This is a genomic window from Deinococcus misasensis DSM 22328, assembly GCF_000745915.1.
Taxonomy (GTDB): Bacteria; Deinococcota; Deinococci; order Deinococcales; family Deinococcaceae; genus Deinococcus_C; species Deinococcus_C misasensis.
The window spans coordinates 13,747-36,728 of the sequence record NZ_JQKG01000010.1 but is presented as its reverse complement, the minus strand read 5'-3'; the positions used below and the strand labels follow the sequence as shown (position 1 = coordinate 36,728).

Here is a 22,982-nt window from a genome sequence, read left to right as displayed (position 1 = left end):
AAAAGAGGGTATCCAAAGGGGAACTCTGGCTCTGTAGCCCCTGAGGCCATTGGTCAAAAGAGTGTGTTCAGGTGTACAAAAAATCCCCTTCCAGATCTGGAAGGGGATGGAAAGTCAGCAGGTCAGCGGATCCGTACCCGGTACAGGAAGTATCCCTGTTCACCCGGAGCCATCTGACTGATGTTGCAGGTGGTGGGCAGGTTGAGGGGCAGGTCAATCACTGAGATGTTCCCCAGTTCCACGTTGACCACCGAACCATTGGGGCAGTAGAGCTGCAATTCTCCTGTGCCGTAGGCATTCTGAACCACATCGGTGAAGAAAGGCACGTTGTCTCCGAGCACCACATCGGTGATGACGGTGTTTCCAGAGTTGATGAAGGTGATTTTGTACTCGATGACCTCGTTCACTTTGCCACCGTTGTTGGTGGTGAAGTTGGTTTCACCCTGGGTCACGTTGCGCAGGCCCTTGGTCAGGCTCAATTTGCCTCCACTGGCCAGACTGCGGGTGGTGGTGGTGTCAATCAGGAACAGGGGGTTTTTGACGCTGGTGTTGTTTTCCCAGCTCAATTCTGCTTTGACGCGCACCCGGTCCACCGAGTTGGGGGCCACATTGGAAGGCACATTAACCTGCACCACCACTTCACAGGGTTTGAAGCTGCCATCGGTCAGTCGAGGCCAGTCGTAACCGACCTGCATGGGGGTGGCAAGCAAGTTGATGTTTCTTTCAGACGCGCTGATGATCCCATCGCAATTCAGGTCACCATAAACCCCGTAGTACAGGTTGCCGTTGGTGCTGAACGCCACCTCACCCAGCGTCTGGGGCTGGTAGCTGTGCAGGTATTCAATGATGCCGGGGCTGCTGGTGGTACCGCTCTGGTCAGGACGCCATACTGCAGGACGCAAAATCCCAAAATGATAGGTCCCGAGGATTTGACCGCTGGTGCTGGTGAAAGTGCGGCTGGCAGCCAGACCGTCGTTCAGGGTGGTGGCCAACTGGATGCTGGAGGTGTTGTTGAGGTTGGTGCCTGTGGCCGGCTGCACCTGATGGCTGAGCACCACACTCTGACCTCCGAACTGGGCATGCGGCAGGTACATCCTGAAGTCTCCAGAGGCGTCCGTCACGGCTGTCACCGTGTTGGATCCTGCTGCAGCTGTGACCGTGACCCCAAATGCGCCCTGTTCAGAGAGGTCTTGCAGGGCATTGTTGGCTCTGGTTTCGTCAGCAGTACTGCTGGCCCCAAAAGCATCGTCGTAGAAGACCCGACCACGCACCAGCGAGCCACGGAACAGACCGAAGTTCTGTCCAGAGACATTGCTGTTGAGCACATCCACCTGCAAAGTGCCGTTCTGCGGGGTGATGTACAGCCATTCCAGAGGTGCAGCAATCACAGGGGCAGGGCTGCCCACCGTTCCTGCATTGCGACTGACCGCCAGAGTGTAGGTTCCATTGGTGACACTGCTGAAGGAGAACGCCCCTGTGCCCGCCGCAACCGGGGTGGTGGCCACCACATTGCCGCTCTGGATCAGGTGGACGTACACGGTGGTTCCAGAGGTCCAGTCTTCTGTTCCATCTTTGACGCTGTTGGGTTGCAGGTCCGCATAGACCGAACCCGAGATGCTGAAGCCTGAGAGGGCCACCAGTGGGCTGAACTCGGAAGTGTTGTTGCCAATGGTGGTGGTGGCCACCAGAAAATCACTGGAGGTCAGGGTGCCTGCAGGCACAGTCAGGCTGCCACTGAAAGCCCCGTTGGTGCCCAAAGTCACTGTGACAGACCCGAGGTAGGTTCGGCCTTCGCCGTGAGGCACATTCTTGCCGTCTCCAACAATGACAGGACCGTTCTGGTTGCCGTCATCATCGGCTTTGTAAAACTCCAGAATGGCTGTCTGACCATCAAAGGTGGTGGAGACCCCGTTTCCAACAAAACCCGAGAAGTTGACGGTGTTGCCTGTCAGCGTGGCCACGTTGAACACCGGATAATCAATGCCTGTGTTTCCCTGACGGGCGATGGTGATGCCATCGTTGGGCGTCACCCCATCGCCTTGACCATAGTTTCCGTTTCCACCCACATGTCCATCGGAAGTGGTGAAGTCAATGGAGGTCAGGCCGTTGGCGTAAAAGCTGTTCTGGGAAATCCTGACATTCCTCTGGCCATAGTTGATGACAATGCCAGATTTCTGGTTGTCAAAAATCAGGTTTTTGGAGATCAGGTCGGTGTTGGTGCTGTTGACTGCGTTGGTTCTGGCGAGGTAATGGATTCCAGCACCTTCCAGTCGGCTGGCCGCTCCGCCATAACCGTTGCGGGTGATGGAGTTGTTGGTGACCACATTGTTGGCCACGCTGCCAATTTCAAACTGGATCCCACTGGAGTTGGAGTTGGCGATCAGGTTGCCGGTGATGGTGACCGCTTTGGCATTCAGACTGCCCGACAGGGTGATGGCATCTCCACCCGAGATGGTTCTGCCGTTTTGCTGGAACTCGTTGTTCTGGATGGTCACCCCAGCAGGGCCACCAATGTAGTCGATCCCGGAGGTGGCAGAGAAGCCGATCAGGTTGTTCTGTACCATGCCAGAGCCGTTGAAAATCTGCATCCCGAACTGCTGGGACAGGGACCCGGATGTGGGAACCACAAAAGCTTTTGCAGTGGTGCCAAAGATGCTCTGGTCAATCAAGAAACCCGTGGCAGGCAAGGTGGAGGTGCCCAGAATCAACTGGTTGCCCCCTCGCAATGCCACACCTTGCAGGGTGAACTGGGTTCCGTTGACTTGCAGGGTGGTGCCACTGGCCAGGATGATTTCCACCTCTGGGGCATTGACTTTGCTGAGGGCAAGTCCATCCACACCCACGTTGTCACCTGTTCCGAGGGCCCCTGTGTTCTTGTCTGCAATGTTGGTGGTCTGGGTCAGGCCGGTGAGGGTGGTGTTGCTGTCGGTGACGGTCACGCTGCTGGTCAGATTGATGACGGCCACATCGTTTGTGAGGGCCGTTTCAGGAATCATGAAGATGGAGGCTTCTTTTCCTGAAACCTGCCCGACCTGATTCAGGTTGGTGTTGTTCAGGATGTTGCTGTTGAGCACAAACTGCCTGAGAGAGCCCTGTCCGGCATTGTTGGTGTTCACGATGGTGTCAAAGTTGAAACCGAAGTCCACACCTGTGACATTCCCTGCCGTCAGGTTGACGCTGCTGAAGGATTGAACCTCCTGCCCGGCAACACCATTCAGGGTGGCGAGGGTGCTGGTGGCGTTTGTGCCTGCATCCACTTCTGCCAGATTGCGACCTCCCACTTCACTGGTCACGGCAACTGCCGTTCCCGTGCTGGCATTGGTGCGGAACGTTTGCACGGCCAGAGGTGTCCCTCCTGTGGCGGTCCTGACGCTGGAAACCGTGCTGTTCACCACACGGATCTGGTAGTTGCCTTCCACGAGTTGGATGGAATACACCCCATCGGTACCAGAGGTGATGCTGTTTTGCACCCCAGCCGTGACGGGATCAAGGTCCACAGGGTTGCCAGCAACCGTGGCGTCATACACCTCGATGGTGGCTCCGCTGCGTCCAATGGCATTGTTGGCAAATCCCGTTCCGCCGTTTTGTGCACTGGTGTTGGCGGTGGTGTAATTCCGTCCAGCCCCTCCACCGTAGTTCACATCGTCAAAGATGCGGCCAGAGACCGTGTTCACCAGCAACACAGCACCAAACTCTGAAGTGTTCCCAGAGGCATCGGTGGCGGTGGCGGTCACGTTGGTGGCCGTTCCCAGAGCCGTTACCTGTGCAGGGGTGAGGGTCAGAGTGACATTGAAGTTGCCGTTGGCATCTGCGGTTCCCTGCCCGATGTAGATGGATCCTTCACCGTGGGGTTTTGTGCGTCCATCGCCCAACAACACTTCGCCGTCCTGGTTGGCCGGACTGTTGTCTGCAATGAAGAACTCTACGATTGCACCTGCAAAAGTGGAGTTGTTGGGGCTCGGGACGGCATTGCTGGGCAGGTTGGAACCCACCACACCCCGGATTTGCAGGCTGTTTGAGGTCAGGGTGCTGGAGGTGATGATCGGGTAATCGATCATCTGGTTGGGCTGTGCTGCGGTTTTTTGGCCGTTGTTTCCGGTGACAGCATCAACCCCCAAGTTGATGCCCAGACCTGTGTTGTCGTAAATGGCGTTCTGGCTGATGGTTTTGTTCTCAAGGGCGGTGATGGTGCCGTTGGCATAGATCTGAATGCCCACACCGTTTCCAGTGATCACGTTTCTGCGGATGTAATCGCGGCCTGTGTTGGTGTTGTGGGTGGCTGTCCCGGACTGGGGATCCAGAGACATCGCCACACCTGCAAATGCGTTGCCGCTGAGGGTGTTGTCCTGAATCACTTTGTTGGTGTCAGAAGGGGCATACCCAATCTCGATGGCCGAGTCTCCAGTGCCCACCCCTGTGATCAGGTTCTGCTGGATGGTGATGTTGCGCTGGATGGTTCCGGCAGGGCTGTAACTGGGGTTCAGTTCCAAACCGCCCCCTTGGAAGCTTCCGCTCTGGTTGGTGGAACGGATTTCGTTTTGTTGAACGGTCAGACCATCCAGAGTCACCACTGCACCTGTCGCAGCAATGCCCCTGTTGGTGGTGAACCCAATCAGGTTGTTCTGAATGACCACCGTGTTGATGGTGCCACTCCAGAACACAATCCCGTTGCTGCTGCGGTTTCCGCTGCCCGGATCGCTGAACGCAGTAGGGTTGCTGCCAATGACGTTCTGTTCGATGGTCAAATTGGAAGCCCCGGCCACGTAAATGTCCCCATGGTCGCTGCCAATGCTGTTTTGACCAAAGCCACGGATGGCAATGCCACGAATGGTGATGTTGTTGACCGTGACACTCAGGCCATTGATGCCAAATCGGCCAATGATTTGCACCTCTGGACGCTGGATCTGGCTGAGGGCAGGATCGTCTGCTGTGCCTTGCACTCCATCCAGACCTGTACCCACAGTGCCACCTGCACCCAGAACCCCTTGATTGCTGTTGGCAACATTCACCGTCTGGGTGCTGCCATCCAGAATGGTGTGCTGGGCGTTGGTGCCGTTGAATGCAGGCAAAGCCGGATCGCTGGCCCCAGAGAGGTTGATGACTGCAACCCTGCTGTTCACAGCACCCGTCAATTGGGCGTCTGGAATCACAAAAATGCTGGTTTCTTTGCCAGAGGGCAAACTCTGGTTGGTGTTGCTGAGGTCTTTGCGGTTGCCACTCTGGGTCAGTTTGCTTTCATCTCCCAGCGCATTGGCATTGGTGATGAACTGGGCCACCGAACCCTGTCCGTTGTCATTGGTGTTCACGATGGTGTCAAAGTTGAAACCGAAATCCACACCGGTGATCGAAGCCGTGCTCAGGGTGACTGAAGCCAGCGACTGAACGTGCTGCCCGCTCAAGGCATCCAAGGTGGCAATGCTCTGGCTGCCAGCATTGTTGCCTGAATCCACTTCCGCAGGGTTGCGGCCCCCGATTTCATTGGTGACGGCCACCGCTGTTCCTGTGCTGGCATTGGTGCGGAAGGTTTGCACGGGAATCAGGGTGTTCACATGACCTGCACGCACACTGCTGACACTGCTGTTCACCACACGCACTTGATAGGTGCCAGGAGACACATCAAAGAAGTATCCTCCGCTGGCATCGGTGGTGGTGAAAGCCTGATAAGCCCCTGTGCTGCTGTACAGTTCCACTCTGGCATTGGGACGGCGAATTTGACCGGTGGTCCACCCCGAGTTCACTGCACTGGTGTTGGCAGTGCTGTAGTTTCTGGCGGTTCCACCAAAGTTCACATCTTCGAAGACCGTTCCTGAAACCCTCCCCACCACGGTCACCTGACCACTGAACTCTGAAGTGTTGTTGCTGAGGGTGGCCGTTGCGGTCAGCTTGCTGCCCATCACCACTGTGGCTTTGAGGCTGGCAAGTGGAATGGAGAACAAGAATCGGTTGGTGTTGTCGCTGCCTTGATTCAAGCCGTTCACATTGGGGGCATAGCTTCCGGTGCTGGCATCTGTATCGGCAGCCAAGCATGTGGTGACATTGACTGTCGAGCACCCTTCAGTGACCGAACCCAGATAGATCTGGCCTTCACCAAACCCACTGGCATCATTGTCCGAGATGAAAAGCTCAATCAATGAATTGGGACGGGCAAAACCACTGATTTCCAAGGTGCTTCCTGTCAGAACTGCTGTACCAAACACAGGGAAGTTGAGCAATCCGTTTGCACCTGTATCCCCATCACCACTGTCATTGACCGTCACAAAGGGAGCAGTGCCTCGGGTGACATCGTCTGTGGAATTCAACAGATCAATCCCAATCTTGCCGTTGTCTGAGATGGCGTTCTGGCTGATGACATTCCCACTGCTGCTTGCTTGCACCATCACACCAGAGCCCACGTTGCTCTGAATGCGGTTGAATCGAACGGTGCTGCCCGTACCATAAATCCTGACGCCCGGATCTTCAATGTTGCTCTGGTTGCCGATTCCGTTCCCAGAGATGGTGTTGTATTCGATGGTGTTGCTTCCTGCACCAGAATAAGCGTCTACCCCCACACCCCAGTTGGCAGTGATCAAGTTGCCACGCACCACGGCCTGACCACTGGTGCCGTTTTCAATGTCAATCCCGTCAAGGTTGGAATTCAGAATGGCATTGCCACGGATCTCATTGCCAATGATCTGCCAGCGTTCCGAACCCGATTCCACCCCAAAACCTTTACCTGCACTGCAACCAATCAAGTTGAATTGCACCACTCCATCATCCATTCCCACGCTGCGCAAGTTGTCTCCTGTGCTTGTGGACGCGGCAGTGGCAACCGCAGCCGAGCAATCAAAAGCTGTTCTGAGGCTGGAAATGCCGATGAAGTTCTGTTCAATCAAAGCATTGTTGCCTGTGCCATCAAAATGAATGTTGGCATTGTTGTCTGAGTTGGCAGCTCCACCAAAGCCAAAAATGGAAATGCCCCGGATGGTGATGTTGCCCACCGAAACCTGAAGCCCCATGGCAGGCACCGAACCCACCAATGCACGAATTTCCACTTCTGGACGTTGAATTTGATTCAAAACAGTGTCATCTGCATTGCCAGCAATCGCATCTGCACCCGTTCCCACAGTGCCCCCTGCACCCAATACACCAGGATTGCTGTCTGCAACGTTGACCGTCTGGGTGCTGCCATCCAGAATGGTGTTCTGGGCATTGCTTCCTGTGAATTGAATCAAACTGGCGGCGTTGACCACAGCGGTCCGGTTGCTGGCAAGAGAACCTGTACCCGCAGTCAGTTGACCACTGGGAATCACAAAAATGCTGGTTTCTTTGCCAGAGGGCAAACTCTGGTTGGTGTTGCTGATGTCCTTGCGGTTGCCACTCTGGGCCAGTTTGCTTTCTTCACCGAGCGCATTGGCATTGAGCACAAATTGCCGCACTGAGCCTTGTCCTGTGTTGTTGGTGTTGACGATGGTGTCGAAGTTGAAACCAAAATCCACACCTGTCACATTGCTGCTGCTCACCGTGACAGGAGCCAACGATTGAACGTGCTGCCCGCTCAAGGCATCCAAGGTGGCAATGCTCTGGCCGCCAGCATTGTTGCCTGCATCCACTTCCGCAGGGTTGCGGCCCCCAATTTCGTTGGTGACAGCCACCGCTGTTCCTGTGCTGGCATTGGTGCGGAAGGTTTGCACGGGAATCAGGGTGTTCACATAACCTGCACGCACACTGCTGACACTGCTGTTCACCACACGCACCTGATAAGAACCTGCAGACACATTGAATGTGTACTGGCCTGTGGCATCGGTGGTGGTGAAAGCCTGATAAGCCCCTGTGCTGCTGTACAGTTCCACTCTGGCATTGGGACGGCGAATTTGACCGGTGGTCCACCCCGAGTTCACTGCACTGGTGTTGGCAGTGCTGTAGTTTCTGGCGGTTCCACCAAAGTTCACATCTTCCAAGACCGTTCCTGTGATGCTGTTCAAAGCCAGGGTGATGGCGTAATCTTCTGCTTCACCATTGCTGACTGCAGTGGATGGCTGCCCCGAAGTCAACGCTGTGCTGGAAAGACGCAAACGGATGTAGCTGGCACCCTGACTGAAGTCTGCTGGCAAGCTGTTCCAAGTCAAGTTGACACTGGTTGCATTGTTGGGTACAGACACCGTTGCATGTTCATCGGTGTCAAAAGTACCATTTCGATCAAAGTCCACCCATGCAGACAGCGAGGCTGCACTTCCAGTGGTGTTGGACACCGGAATGTTGCTGAGGGTGGCGGTTGTGCTGGCCAAAACCAGAGGCACCGTTCCAGTGAAAGCATCTTCATCATCGGTGCCTGTGGTGTCGTCAAGGGTACCCGTGGATGCCAGTGAGTTGAAATCCACATCTGGATTGACAGTGCCCAAACGCAAGTTGACAGTGTTTGGAACAGTATGTTGCGCCATGCCATAAGATGCCGGAGCATCCCCTTGATCCGTAAAACCTGTGCATGTTGGCGCAGTGGATCCAAACTGGTTCATGGTCAGGATGGATGTGTCGTTGTAGGTCACTGAAGCCTGATTGCAGATGTCTCCAGTGGTGTTGGAATTGACAGTGACCCGAAACTTCACCACAGCACTTTCAGAACCTGTGATCAGTGGGGTATCGGTGATCAAAACACCCAGTTGCTCAGTGGCAGAACTGAGGCGTCGATCAACCTGAGGTTGAGAGGGGGCAAACGGAAATGTACCACCATCCGTCTGGTTGAAGGGATTTCCACCCGAGGTGCTTGGAATGCCATAGGCGGTTCCATTCATGGTGGTGCTGTTGGTAACATAAGTCACGTTGGCAGGGAGCAAATCCGACATGGTGACATTTCCTGCTGCCACATTTCCGCCGTTGGTCACCGTGACGGTGTATTCCAGCACATCCCCTGCTTGCGGAATGCCCGAAACACGGGTGGTGTTGGTGACCGTTTTGGTGGCCGTAAACACTGGATTGAGCGCAGGATAAACACAAGACGCAAAATCTGCTGCACCTGAGTTGGCAGTGATCCCAGCATTTCCTTTGTCTGTTTTCAGGTTGGTCGCCACATCGTATTCAACGGTTGGGCCTGTGCTGGATGATCCCTGCAAATACATTTTGTTGTCTGTGTAAAACGCCAGAGAGGCAATCTGGATCCCACCAGCAGGAGCATTTCCCAAAAAAATGGCGGATGGGCTGGTTGAATCTGGATTGGAAACCAGATACATGGCGTAATTGGTGGGGGTTGTCCCATCGTAGGCCAACACATACATGCGACCGCTCTGGTCAAATGCAAGGTCTCCACCCACTTGCGCAGAAAACAAAACGCTGTTTCCCAGTTGATCCTGAACAGTGAAGGGACCAGTCAATGCATCTGTTGCAGGATCATAAACATACAGGCTGGTCAGAGACATCATGTAAATTCTTCCGTTTGGAGCTGCTCCCATCCGGTTGACCACAGGTACTGTTTTGCCTGTACTCACATTTTTGCTGCCATCAAAGTAGTACAAAGCTGAGTTCCCACTGGTCTGACTGCCAACATTGGGCACATAGTAAATGCGAGTGGATGTGGGGTTGATCGCAACAGCAGCAGTGGGCATGGCTGCATTAAAGTAATTGGAACCCCAACCTGAAGTGATCGGAGACGCCAGAGGATTGAAAGTCCTGATCCGGTAGTAATCACTGAAGGTGGAAGTCGTGGGCAATGGAAAAACACTGCCATAAATGTTGGTGCATGCCAAGGGCATGGTCTGCGAAAGGGGAAAGGTGGTGGGATCTCGGGTTGCAGCAACCTCATCTTGTGTGAAGCTGCCAGTCAAAAGACCACTGCTGGTGATTGCAGCAGGAATGGTCGTGCTGGGACTGCTGTCAATGTTGTCTGAATAAAAGGCATTGCCATTGTCGTTGTTCACAACAATGGCTTGCAATGCGTAATCACCACGCAAGCTTGCATCGGTCAGGGTCACTGAAAAAGAAAATCGAAGCAGGGCACCATTGCGCAAGTTGAAAAGCCCCGTCAAAAATGGAGTGTTTCCCTTTCCTGTAAATGATCCATCACCAGCGGGAGCCGTTTGAGAACCGGGATTGGTCACCACGGCAGAAGAGTAAGAACCTGAGTTGTATTGTGCCCCTTCAGGAATGTTGATGCGAAGGTAGGCAGATGTCATGTTGCTGCCAGAGGTGTTTTGCACCCACAGGTTGTAGGTCACAGAAGTTCCAGAGGCCACAGCGGAGACATCTGTTCCAGTGGTGCGTTTGACACTCATGAAAAGGTTCGCGCTCTGGGCATGGGCCAGAGAAAACAGCAGACTCAGCAAAAGCACGCACAATCGATAAACTGCTCGGGGCACAAGCAGGGTCCTCCATTGCAATCCACGGGTGGATGACATGTCACTCTCCTCCAAAGGTCAATTCGTCCAGCAGGAAGTCCAGTCTGACGTAAAAACCAGGTCGGGCTTCGATGTATTCGGATCCGGTGAAACCAGCGAAGTTGTATCCTCCGGTGAGCCAGAGCCCTTCCAGCAAGCGCAAGGAGGCTTCAAGGCCGTAACCCAGAGTGTAGATACCAGTGGCTGGGGTGGACAGCATCCGTGCGGTGCCTCCAATTCCGAATTCATTGGTCACGTAGTACATGGCTCCGCCATACACCTGATAGGTGAAGCCTGCAGGATCCAGCAGGGGGTAACGCAGGTCAATGCCTGCTTTGAGTTGCCAGTAAGGCAGGAAGTAACTGGTGGCAAACCGGGCAGACAGTGCAGGGGTGTTGCCTCCCATGGAGCCATCGGCGTACTTCACAAACCCGAGGGCGTTGAAGTCGTTCAATCGGGCAGCGAAGCCCAATGCGCCTTGTTTGCCTGCATTGACCCCAAATTTCTGCTGGTAATCTGCACTGAGGGTGAGGCTCTGGCTGACACTGGCGGTCAGACCAGTCTTGAAGGTGGTGGAGAGTTCCCCTTTGTTGTTGATGCCCAAGTCCGTACCGATGGTGCCGGTCAGGCCCTCGTTCTGGTACCTGAAGTTCACGCCAAAAGCGTAGTTGTTGGCTGCGGTGTTGAAGTTGCGGTCCATGCCACCCTTGAGGTCCACAGACCACTGGGCAGACAGGGGCAGTTTGGTGTCTGCGGAAATTCTGGCCCGGTTACCATCACCTGAAGCCGTGGGCAAATCATAGAACACGCTCAGGTTGGTGCTCTGGATGCGGGTCTCAAGGCCCAGAGCGGCTTTGTTGCTGCCGTTCCAGGTGTAATCGTCGGTGAACACAAAGGCCACATCTGGCAGCACCTGATAACGGGCTTTCAAGCTGGTGACAGACTGCTCAGCATTTTGCACGTTCTGGGCATGCCTCAGGTTCACACTGAGGGGTTTGGCATCGTAGCCCACCCCTGCTTCGAGGAAGGTGCTGGTCTGGCTGCCCAGAATCTGGCGCACCCCAGCACTGGCACTGAATGCATCTGCTTTGTAGGTACCTGCAGCTTGCAAGGTCAGGGTTTCTTTGTCATCTTTGCGGGTGTAATCTGCACCAGCATTGACGGACAGGTTCTCTGTGATCTGCTGGTTGGCGGTCACCTGTGCGTACAGGCCGTTCTGTCCGGCATTGACCCCTTTGTAGGTTTCGCTCTGGTAGCCAGCTTTTGCAGCAGCTGTGAAGTTGGTGTTCTTGAAAGCAATGCTGGCTTCCCACTTGTAGCCCTGAAGGTCGGTGTACACGCCACCGTTTGCATTCAGGTTGTCTGTGGTGTACTGGGCATTGCCACCAAGGGTGTACAGGTCACCCATGTTTACCACGCCTGTGCTGAGTTTCAGGTCAGAGGTGGTCAGGCTGTACTGGGCCCCCCATTGGAATTGACGTTCGGTGGCAGCGGAAGCCACACGGTAACGCACTTCCAGAGTGTAAGTGGTGTTCAGGTCGGTGAGGTCGGTGGGCAGAACCGTGTCAGAGAGGATCAGGTACCCGTAGTTGTACTCGATGAGGTAGCTGGCTTTGGAGAGCAGTTTGCGTTCTTGCTGTCCGGTGCCCAGGTCGGTGCGGATGAGCACCACCTGTTCGCTCTCGGGAACCAGATCGGTCTGGGCAAAGCGGAAGAAACGGGAACCCCGGTCCTCCAGAGGGTAGGTTTCGGTGGTGAACTGGGCCACAGGCACCAGACTGGCATACGCCGAGAATTTGCTCTCTCCTTTGGTGCTGAAGGTCAGGTTGGTGTTGTTGGCTGGCACAGCCACAAAATCCACCGGGGGTTTGCCCTGACGGTAAGCCAACTCAAAGTCGGGATGGTCGTACACGAAGGCCACAGGGTCCATGCCGAACAGTTGTTGTTCGGTGGTGCTGGTGTCTCCCCTGCTTGGGAAGGCTTGATTCTGTGCGGTGTCCGGGTTGGTGGCGATGCCATCGCTGGAAGCAGCAATGAAAAGCTTGCCGTCCCAGAGGGGACCTTCATAGTATGCACGGCCCAGCAGTTGCAGGGTGCCTGTGGAGAATGCCAAGCCGACACTGGCCTGTCCGATGGCCAGTTTGCGCTGGGTGAACTGGGGTCTGAAACCTCCGGTGTAACGGATGCTGCCGTAACTGAGTTTCAGGTCAATGTCCTGTGGGGTGCTCTGGGGGCGGAATTCCAAGGTGGTTGCCCCATCTTGCAGGTACATCTGGAAACCGGGGGTGTAAGGGTCGCTGTCTTTGCCGATCACTTCACTGGCAGTGGCGTCCAGTGTGACGTTGCCTTCACCCGTTGGGATGCCTGCTTCGTCAATGACCTCGACTTTGAAGCGGATGGGGTTGGTGCCATCGGCATAAATTTGCAGGGGGGTGACCCGCAGGTTGCGGGCAATGCCGGGGCGGATCACCTGAATGGTTTCTTTCCCCACCTGCAAAACGTTGACGCCAACCTTCAGGGGCACCGCGAAGTACTCCAGACGCTGGATGTTGTTGCCTTTGTCCAGCACCCGTTTCCCGAGCAGTTCTCCGGGCACGGGTTCACCGTTCACGGTCAGGACCAGTTCTTCTTCGGTGGTGCCTTCCACCACGATGCTGATGCGGTCCCTCTGGCGAACCACGGTGCCGTTCAGGGGCAATTTGATGGCTCCAGCGTTGACTTCGGTCCCTTTGACTTTTTCTGCACTCTGGTAGTCTTTGAGGTCCAGTTGTCCAGAGAGCACTTCCTGACGGCCATTGGGATAGACCACCAGCAGGCCCGGAGCAGGCACTTCGCCCAGGCTTCCGGTGTGTTCCAGACGGTAGGTGATGCTGCCTGAAACCGAAGCAGGAACCGTCCAGTACATGATGCCTTTTTCACTGACCACAGGGTCTGCAATGGGTTCACCGTTCAGGGTGCTGCTGCCTGTGACGTAGGTGGCCCCTTCCAGAGATTGCTGACCAAAAACCAGTGTTTTTGCCTGGCTGTTTTGCTGGAAAGGCACAGTCACGATGGATTCGCGCAAAGGCAGCAACTCGGGCAGAACTTCCACTCTGGCCACGGATGGGTTGGAAATGGCCACCCCGTTTTTGCTGAGCTGCACCACATTCTCGAAGGTGCCAGCAATGCGTGTGTCGGCAGGGATCTCCAGCGCTTTCTCTTCCAGAGGCTGGAAGTTCAAGAGGGCGTTTTCTGCACTGCCCAGAGAAATGCCCGGATCGGTTTTGCCGGACAGTTTGACATCCACTTCACGGGAAAGCGGGTTTTTGATCTGGATGGTGTAATTGACTTTGCGGCCCACCACCGTGCGCTCGGGGGACACGGTTTTCTTCAGGGTGAACAAGACCCGCTCGAAAGGGGTCTGTGCAACCTGTTTTTCGCCGTTGCTTTCCAGTGTGGCTTTCAGTTTGTCCTGCTGCTGGATGCCGAAGGTGGTGGTGGCGTTGTATTTGAAGGTGCGGGTTTCGCCGGGCTGCATGAAACCACTGAAGCGGTTGCTGTTCTCGGGTTGCAGCATGCTGGTGCTGTCATCGGTGAGCACGAAAGGCAACACCAGAGAAGAAGGGTTGGTGATTTTCAGCACCACTTCCTGCTCTTCTCCGGGAATGCTGGGGGTCATCAGGGCTTCGCGTTGCAGGATCAGGCGGGCCACCCGCACATCGGTTTTGGAGACCAAGGCCTGTTCCAGTGGACCTCCGCTGAGTTCTGCGGTGTTGGTGATCCATTCGGGGGCACCCACATTGACCTGTGCTTCATAGCTGAAGGTTTTGCTCTGGCCTCCAGCCAGATCGAAGCGCTGTTCCAAGCCCTGCCCTTTGAGTCCGGTGGGCAGCACGTCTTTCAGGAAGATGTTTTTGGCTGCAGCATCGCCCGAGTTTTTCACCGTGACAGTGTAGGTCACGGTGGAACCGGGAGCAGCTTCTTTGACGCTGGCACTCTTGCTGAGGGAAAGCTGCGCGGGACGGATGACCGTCACATTCACAGAGGCTTTCTTTTTCCAAGGCTCCAAGGTGGCGGGAACAGCATAAACGCCCATTTTCAGCGCACGGGCACGCACCACCAGAGTGGCTGGCTCTCCTGCTTTGATGGGTGAGGTGAATTCCAGAGGATCCAGAGCTTCGAAGCCCTCGGGGAGCAGCAAATCCAGATCGGCAGGAATGTAACTGGCGTACTGGGTGCTGCCGGTCACGGTGAATTCGACGGTCTCCCCTTCGGTGACCACTTCGCGGTCTGCCACCAGACGCAAACTGGCCTCGGGGCGGTACTCGATGCGAACCTTGCCCAGTCCCTGTGTGGGAACCGTGACAGATTGTGGAGACGTAAAAGTGGTTCCTGCAATTCTGACCGGTTGAATGCTGTAGGTCTGGGCGGGGAACTCCTGATCAAAGATGCCCCGGTCCACCTGCACGGTGCTGCTTCCCACCTGCACCTGTGTCTCCAGAGGCAGGGTTTCATCGGGAAGCACCAGCACAGATTGGATTTGCAATCGTCCCATCTGTTTGACATCCTGTTCGGTTCGGGCAATCACAAAAGGCTGTGGGGCAGGAATCACCACAGGCACAGGGGTGGGTTGAGGTTGCTGCGGAGTGGGCTCGGGTTTGACTGGACCTGTTTTGTCGGGTGCAGGTTGCTGGGGTTCAGGTTGGGGTTGGGCTGGACCTGCAGGCACGTCAGGGGTTTTGGGAGGCACAGGGTTGTTCTTTTGCACCAGTTCAAAACGCACGGTGTTGGAGAACTGCTGCGCTCCGGGAGACTGGCGGGCATAAATCTGGTATTTTCCAGCTTCTCTGGGCAAAGGGGTGTCCGACCAGACGAGGTTGCCCGAGACCTTGAGGGGCAACACCCGACCCGAAGGGGTGAGGATCTGGGCGTCCATCTCTTCGATGCCATCACCGTCGTACATTCTCAAGCTCAGGTTGTCTTGCAGAGGGGGCAGCAGTTCAAGGGCCATGACCGGAATCCATTCCTGACCCCGCACGTTCAAACTGGCCCCTTTGACGATCACCTGTGCATTGGCACTGTCGGTTTTCACCTGAAAGGTGTTCTTGCCGAAGCCCTGTGTGGTGACGGTCAACAGGTAGTCACCGGGTTGCATGTCCTGCTGGAAAAACGGGGTCCAGACCTGTTTTCCAGCCGCAAACACCTGCTGCTTGATCACTTTGCCAGTGCTGTCGGTCAGTGTGAACAAAGAAGTGACCGGGTTCAGGTCGTAGCGTTCATCGCCGTAGTACTGCTTGCTGCGGTAGTCTTCGGAATCGAAGTTGGCCCCATAAAGCTGCACTTTCACCGGACCCTTTTGCAGCACCCGGATGATCAACTGTTCCTCTCTGGCATCCCATTTCAGGCCACTCCCCACACTGGTGATGGGCAAAGTGGTGGCGGTGTTCTGGGCCAGAGCTGCATGGGTTCCCAGCAGCAGGAACGTGGTGAGCAGGCGTTTCATGGGTACCTCCAGCGCACCTGGGGATCGGTGAGTGCGCCAGCCCAGGTTCCGTTGAAGCGGATGCGGTAATCCAGCAGGTGTTCACCTTTCTGGAGCACGTCCAGAGCGGGGTTCAACTCGCCTTCAATCAGGCTTGCTCCCTCTGGAAGTACATCGGTCAACTGGAATTCAGGCAGGTCTTGTTGCGCTGTGAGTTTCACCGTCACGATGTATTCATTATTCCCAATTGGGCGCACAGTTTTCTGAACCAGCAAAGGACCGTATTGCAAGCGGGTGGAGCGAAAAGTGTTCAAGTTGGCCTCTGGAGCAAGCAAGGGGAAGTCCACTGTGGTCAGTCCAGCCACCATCATGTTGCGGCTTCCCAATTTGCCCCGGTCTTCTGGCATGGACAGTGGGGTGTAAGGGGCACTGAAAGGATCAAGCCTGATGGCCCAGACTCCGGTCTGGATGCCATCAACGCTGTAGCGGCCTTCTGCATCGGTCATGATCGAGCGGCCACTGGACAGCACCAGACGGGCATTTTTGAGAGGACGGTCGATGGCAGGGTCAAACTTGCGGTTCTGGTCCTGATCGATGTACACGCGGCCCATCAACAAGGCTGGGGTTTTGAACAGGGTGCTCTGGACTTTCACGGTTGCGGTGGAAACCCCTCCACTGTTGGAAGCCACCGTCACAATGCACTGGTTCAGGTTGGGATCTTTGAGACCACATCCCAGAGCAGTGGCGGTGTTGATGATCTCCTCTTCCACTTCCGGGGTGACCCGGGTCTGGAAGGTGAGAACCAGTCTGGACTGGGCAGGCAGGTCAGGCAGTTGAGATTGGGCGCTCTCACCCCACACCAGCAATTGGCCTTGCTGGACAGGATCACCAGCGGTTTTTTGTTCTTGGTTGGCGGTTCCAGCATTTTCCAGCTTCCAACGGGTGGACCCTGCAATGTAAACCAGCCCTCGGGGCAATTTGTCTTCGATGGTCACATCTTGCACGGTGACGGTGCTGGCCGGGTTGGTCAGGGTCAGGGTCCAGGTGATCACATCGCCGTACTCCACGACTTTTTTGTCGGCTTCTTTCTTGAGCACCAGAGCCGTGGACCAGATCAGCACTTTCACATGGTTGGATTCCACGGGGGCATACAGCTCCTGTGCATCTGCAGTGAAGAAGTTGTCGATCAGGTATCCATCTCTGGCGTCTTTGCGAACCATCACTTTGAAGCGGATGTCTGCCACTTCAGTGGGGTTCAGGACGGGAATCGTCCAATCCAGACGGGTGGCAATGCGTTTTCCAGCATTGTCTTTGACCTCGGTCACGGTGGCGGTCACATCTGGACGGGCCACTCCAGCCACCGTCACTTCTGCACTCTGGAAATCCAGATTGGGGTCCAGCAGGTCAGTCACCTGAAGTTGATTCAACACGAAAGGCAGGTTGTTGGTGAGTTTGAGGGTGTAGGTGTACTCATCACCGTGCAAGAGTTTGGTGCCTTCAGCCACCGATTGAGATTTCTGTAAGACCAGTTGTTCTTCAGGCTGCAAAGGACGGTGGGTCACCACATCCAGAGTGCGGTTCACAGGTCCGCGGTCCGAGGTGGCGGTCAGGCGGATGGTGAAAGGGGTTTGCTTGTTAGAGATGCGGGTGTAGCACACGCGGAAGTTCTCACTGCCCCGGGCAGGCAAGCTGAATTTGATGGGTTGCTTGAGCAAAGTGGTGCCCTGATAGAACTGCACCTGCACATCGTTGCCACCCAGCACCGCAGGAACGGTGAGGTCTTCTACGGTGAGGGTCACCACATCGGGCAGTTCGGCAGCATTGAGAACCGTGTGTTCAAGGCACTCGGGCACATTGCGGGCCACAATCTGACCGGACACGGTGTCTTCGGCGGTCAACTCTGCGGCTCTGGGGAAGTTGAGTGGTCCGAGCCAGATTTCTGGAGGCAAGCTGACCGTGATCTGGTCCACGGTGCGGTTGGGGGTGGCCCCGAGTTTGGACTCGGCTTTCAGAACGGCGGTGAAACTGCCTTCTTTGTTGGCACTGGTGCTGTAGCACACCTGAAAATCGATGCTCTGGCCCGCATTCAGATCGATCTGACTGGGCAGAGGATTGCCCTGAAGGTTGAGCAACCGGAAAGACAACTCAGGGCTGATGGTCTCCATGCTGACCGTCAGGGTGTCTGACACCGGAGCGGCATTCAGCAAAGTGTGTTTCAGACACAGGTCGGTGTTTTGCTTGTTCAGGGTGGCACTCTGGGCATCGGCTGCAGTCATTTCAGCGGCCTGAGGGTTTTGCCACGGACCCAGCCAGATCTCCGGGCTGTAGGTGACTTTAAAGGGGTAACTGGCTTCGGCAGACACCAGCACAGTGGCGTCTGTTGCAGAAGCACCCTGCACACGGGCCACATTGACCCGGTCTCCCAGAGCAGCATCGGAAAGCACTTTGAGTTTGAATTCCACGGTGCGGAAACTGGCTCTGGGAATCCGGTCAAAAATCACCGAAAGGGCCTGCACACCGGACTCAAAAAAGATCGCTCCGGGGAAAGGTTGCACATTGCTGACCACTTTCAGGGTGCCCGGCACATAAGCCAGTCCCTGCAGGGCCGTTTGGTCCAGAGCATCCAGCACCTGCACGTTTTGCAGGTCGTCCAGACCGGTGTTGGTGACTTTCAGGGTCACGGTGACCTCATCGCCTTTTTTGACTTGCGACAGGTCCATTTGTTTGTCCAGCTTGACAGAAGATGCAGCCGTCAGGACCACGCGGGCCACGTTGGCTGCATCGGTTTTGGTGCTCAGGGTGTCGGTGCAACTGGCGACCAGATCAAAGTGCGCTGCACCCAGACCATTGAACGGGGTCTGGATTTGCACCAGCACTCTGGCTGACTGCCCGGCTTTGAGGGTCAAAGCGGTGATCTCGGGGTCCAGAACATCCACTGCCCCGTTCTTGTCAAGGTCTTCAAAAATCTTGATGCTCTGGGCGTTCCAGCCGTCCAGATGCAGCACGTTCAAGGGCAGGGTGAATTCACCATTGCCCCGGTTTTCCACCGTGTAGCCCAGCACAGACCGGGATCCAGCAACGCTGGAATTGATCTGACCGGGATCCAGCACAGTGCCATCAGGCAGCACCAATGGGGCACACACCCCGAGCACCTGTGTTTTGACCATGTTGGAAAATGCAGGTGCACGCAGGTTGTTCTGGAGGCTGTCTCCATAATCTGCGCGGTGTTGGTTGTCGATGCTTGTTCCGGCAGATGTCTGGGCCTGAACCTGACTGAAGGCTGGCAAAACCAGCAGCAGTGCGATCAGGGATTTCAGGGACACAGGCATCATGGATTCTCCTCAGAAAACAGTGGGATTCAGAAAAAGGATTTCTCGGTTTATGGTTGAGCAGAAAAAGAAGGGGAAAAAGGGGGCACCATCTGGTGCCCCCAGAGAGGCTTATTTGACTTTCACACGGAACAGGACAGTGGAGCCCTGTGCAGGTTGGATGCGGTCATCGGTGTTTGCGAAATCCATGGTGGTGTCACCATCGGTGCTGAAGCCCACATACAGGGTGTCGAAAGTGAAACCCGCGAAGGCAGCATTCCATTCGGTGGCTGTCACCACACCATCGGCATCGGTATCCACAGTGGTGATGTCCACCCAGGTGGAGGCTCCCACGTTGGTGGGATCATAGTTTGCAGAAACCATGATCTTGGTGCCAGCGGGCAGGGCAGCATCATCCACTTCAAAGTTCACAAACTCGGTGTTGGTGGGCAGTTTATCGGAAACCACCAGAGCGAACAGGTCCAGGTTGCCGTTGTTGAAGGCTTCCAGTTTGTACTCCAGGTAATCGCCGGGGTAGGCAATGTTGTCTTCTTTGTAGAGGGCATCGCGATCATCCGCAGCACTGGTCAAGTTGGTGCCCAGGTTTTTGACTTTTTTGTCAATCTTGATCAGGGTGCCCACCACGGTGGTGGTGTCGGTCACGCTGAGGGTCTGGTTGGCAGAGCCCACAGCAGGCACAGAGCAGGCAGCATCAGTGAAGAAGGAAGCCACACCAGAGAGGATCTCGGGGTCTTCTGTTCCGATGGCGATGCTGGAGGGGGCCTCCACACGAACCTTGATGGTTGCATTGCTGCCGGGAGCAAGGCAAATGGCACCGGGATTGATGATGTAGGTGGCACCGTTGTCGAGGGTGTAGGTGTAGATCAGGCCTTTGTCGCTGGTGCCGTCGTTGGCATCACCGGGGGTACCGGTCAGCACATTGGCAAGGTCAAAGCTGACGTGGGTGTTGCCGTTGTTGGCCACGGTGTGGGTGTAGGTCACCACACCACCGGGCACCACGGTGTCGGTGCGGTCAGGGGTGAAGGTCACTTGGTTGTTGGCCTGCACCACGAAGCTGACCGTGAAGGTGTCGGTGGTGGTGGGACGGGTGGTGCTGGTGAGGGTGACGGGCACATCCACCTGACCGGGGGCTTGACTGCTGGCAATGGGGTACACAACCACCAGATTGACAGCCTGACCGGGAGCCAGAATGGGAGTGGTGGTGATGGCAGATCCAATGGGTTCGCCGGGATCCCAGTTGCCGTCTCCGTTGGTGTCGGTGAAGGTGTGCACGGTGGCACCCACAGGCACGTCAATGGTGTAGCTGTCTGGCACCACGCCAGTGTTGCGGATTTCAATGGGGTAAGTGCCATTGGTTCCGGGGTTCACATTGACATAAGTGGCAGGAGCGGTGGCAACATCTGTGTTGTCGTTGCCCGTATCGCCATCGCCAGTTTTGCTGGCGGCGGCATCATCCACTGCACCGTCCACGCTGTAAGGGTTGGAGATGTTGGGGCTTGCCAGAATCACGGAGTCGGCAGCATCCAGAGCGGTGGTCAGGCTCTTGTCTGCTCCACCAATGGCGGTGGCCACGTTGGCGGAATCGGCCAACAGGCGCACACCCGCAGGAGAACCCACTGTGGCGGTCAGAGGAATGGTTCCTGTCACGCGAACAGCAATGGTTTGGCCCTGTGGAACCAGAATGGGATCACCCACGGTGATGGAAGTGCCGTTGGTGTAAGACAGGGTGACGTTCTGAAGGTCATCAGCACTGTCAACCGTCAGGCGGATGTTGTCATCGGTGTTGCCGTTGTTGGTCAGGTACACCGTCCAGGAGTAGGGTTGACCCAGGTAAGCCGCAGGAGAGGTGGTGGCGTAGGTTTCTTCCGTGCCACTGTTGTCTGTGGCTTGGGTGCCACCCAAAGCTGCGTCATCCTGACCCACTGCCACTGCATAATCTGCAGCCACGCGGTTGGTGCGGGTGTTGGATGGAGTGGTGGTGCCGGTGTCTGCGGGGTTCTTCTGGAACTGGACATTGGCAGTGTTGTTGATCGGTTTGTTGACCGACAGAATGGTGGCACTGGGGGTGTTGCTCGAGTTGGCATCGTTGTCCACGCGGACCGTAAACACCATGGTGAACTGGTCACCGGGCTGGAAGAAAGCGTTGGGATCGATAATGCCAGCAGCATCTGCCTGAATCAACAGGGCAACAGCAGTTGCAGAAGTGCTGAAAGTGGCAGTCCATGCTCCAGAAACCCTGTAAATGGGCACAGCAACACCACGACCGCTGTAAACGTAGTTGTTGGGGCTGGACACTGCACTGGTTCCCAGAGCAGAGGTCAAGAAAGCCAGCTGGTTGGTCCCATCGTTGGGCAGAACATCTTCCACCAGAATGCCGTAGCGGGTAGAGCCGTCTACACTGACTGCAACAGCTTCAGCGGCAATTGCACCGTTGTTGGAACCTTGAATGGTGTATTTCAGTTCACCATTGCGCTCCACATAGTCAGCAAGGTTGGAATCTTTGGTGACTTGGAAAGCAGCATCGTTGCTGACGCGCACCTGCACGGTGTTTTGTTCATTTCCAGATTCGTCGTTGAACACCCCTACAGTTGTGTCTGGATCGGGGGATGGTTCAGACAAATTCACACTGTCGCCCATCAGGTTGAAGTTGGCCACAGGAACAGGGCTGAGGGTGCTCTGAACAGGCAAACGGATTTCTGCCACCAGATTGACGGTCTGGTCTGCACCCACACTGATCTGGTAGATGCCACCCACTTTGGGCACTTCAATTTCACCGCTGTCCACCTGACCGTTGGGGGTGGAATCAATGTAGAGTTTAACGGTCGCAGTTCCGGTGATGGTGGAAGTGCTCAGTTGTTGCAGATACAGGTTGATGGTGTCGGTTGCGTTGCCTGTGTTGGTGACGTAGTAGGAGAAATAACGGGGCGCAGCGGTGTTGGGCACATCGGTGCTGCGTGCAGGGGTTTGACCTGTGGTGGCTTCATCTGGGGTGATGTTGTAAAAGTAAACAGGTTGAACCACAGTGAACACTTCGTTGGACTTGGTGGTCTGGCGGGTGCCATTGGAATCCGTGAAGTCGGCAATTGCCTGGTTGCGAATCTTGGTTCCGGCTTCGGTACCTGCGGCCATCGCCGTACCTGCTGCTGCCAGAGCGAGTGAAAGTGCGAGAAACTTTTTGCTCATGAAATCCTCCTCCTGAGGGTGCTACCTGACTTTGAACTTGAGGTCCAGAACTTCGCTCTGGCCGGCCTTCAACTCTTTGATGGTCCAGCGCACATCGGTGTATTCGCTGGGTTTGACTTGGACTTTCTTGACAACGGTTTTCCCGTTTTCCTGCACCTGTACGTTTTTGAACAGGGGCTCTGGGGCGAAGGTCTGTCCGCCATCAAAGCTGAACTCTACAGGGTGGGTGCTGCTTGCTGTGCCTGCCAGATACTCCTGGGCAGAATTGAGGGGCTGTCTGGGGCGGATGTTGGTCAGGGTTTCTTTGGAAACGTTTTTCAATGTCAGCCTCAGCACACCCACCTGCCCTGGGGTTTGCAAACCGTTGCTGGGCTTCAATTCTTCGAGGGTTTTGCCATCCTTTTGAACTTTCACCACGGCCAGAATCTGCGTTTTGAGGTCAAGTTTGGGCGCTTGGGTTTGTTGCGCAAAAACCAGACCTCCCATCAGGAGCAGGATCAGTTGTGTCTTTCTGTGTTTCAACCTTCACCTCCAGAGACAAAAAAAGGCAGCCATTGGATTTCAATGACTGCCGGTCGCGCCACCAACTCCCCACTTCAGCAATAGGCGCCCGCATCACTCCGAAGTGGATCAACGTTTCAGTTTGTCCTCAGGTTAAACTCAGAG

Annotated in this window: 5 protein-coding genes; all 5 read right to left on the bottom strand. The window is 55.6% G+C overall.

Translation table 11 applies throughout. The annotated features are described in order from the left end of the window. Positions 1–122: 122 nt before the first annotated feature. The 5 genes from Q371_RS07995 to Q371_RS07975 all read right to left on the bottom strand — a co-directional run bounded on the left by Q371_RS07995 (position 123) and on the right by Q371_RS07975 (position 22,838). A complete protein-coding gene (locus tag Q371_RS07995) occupies positions 123–10,364 on the bottom strand; it encodes a beta strand repeat-containing protein (RefSeq protein ID WP_034338677.1) in 10,242 nt (3,413 codons plus the stop codon). Position 10,365: 1 nt separating this feature from the next. Then, complete coding sequence (locus Q371_RS07990) at positions 10,366–15,825, bottom strand: DUF11 domain-containing protein (RefSeq protein WP_034338675.1); 5,460 nt, start codon at positions 15,823–15,825, stop codon at positions 10,366–10,368. Continuing rightward, positions 15,822–19,136, bottom strand: a complete 3,315-nt coding sequence (locus tag Q371_RS07985; RefSeq protein ID WP_034338673.1) for an isopeptide-forming domain-containing fimbrial protein — start codon at positions 19,134–19,136, stop codon at positions 15,822–15,824. Before Q371_RS07985 ends, Q371_RS07990 begins: the two co-directional genes overlap by 4 nt. Positions 19,137–19,244: 108 nt before the next feature. Then, positions 19,245–22,316: a hypothetical protein gene (locus Q371_RS07980; protein ID WP_034338671.1), complete on the bottom strand. Its 3,072-nt coding sequence runs from the start codon at positions 22,314–22,316 to the stop codon at positions 19,245–19,247. Between the two features lie 21 nt (positions 22,317–22,337). Then, positions 22,338–22,838 carry a hypothetical protein gene (locus Q371_RS07975; RefSeq protein WP_051963685.1) on the bottom strand — a complete coding sequence of 167 codons (501 nt, stop codon included), beginning with the start codon at positions 22,836–22,838 and terminating at the stop codon, positions 22,338–22,340. Between the last annotated feature and the right edge of the window lie 144 nt (positions 22,839–22,982).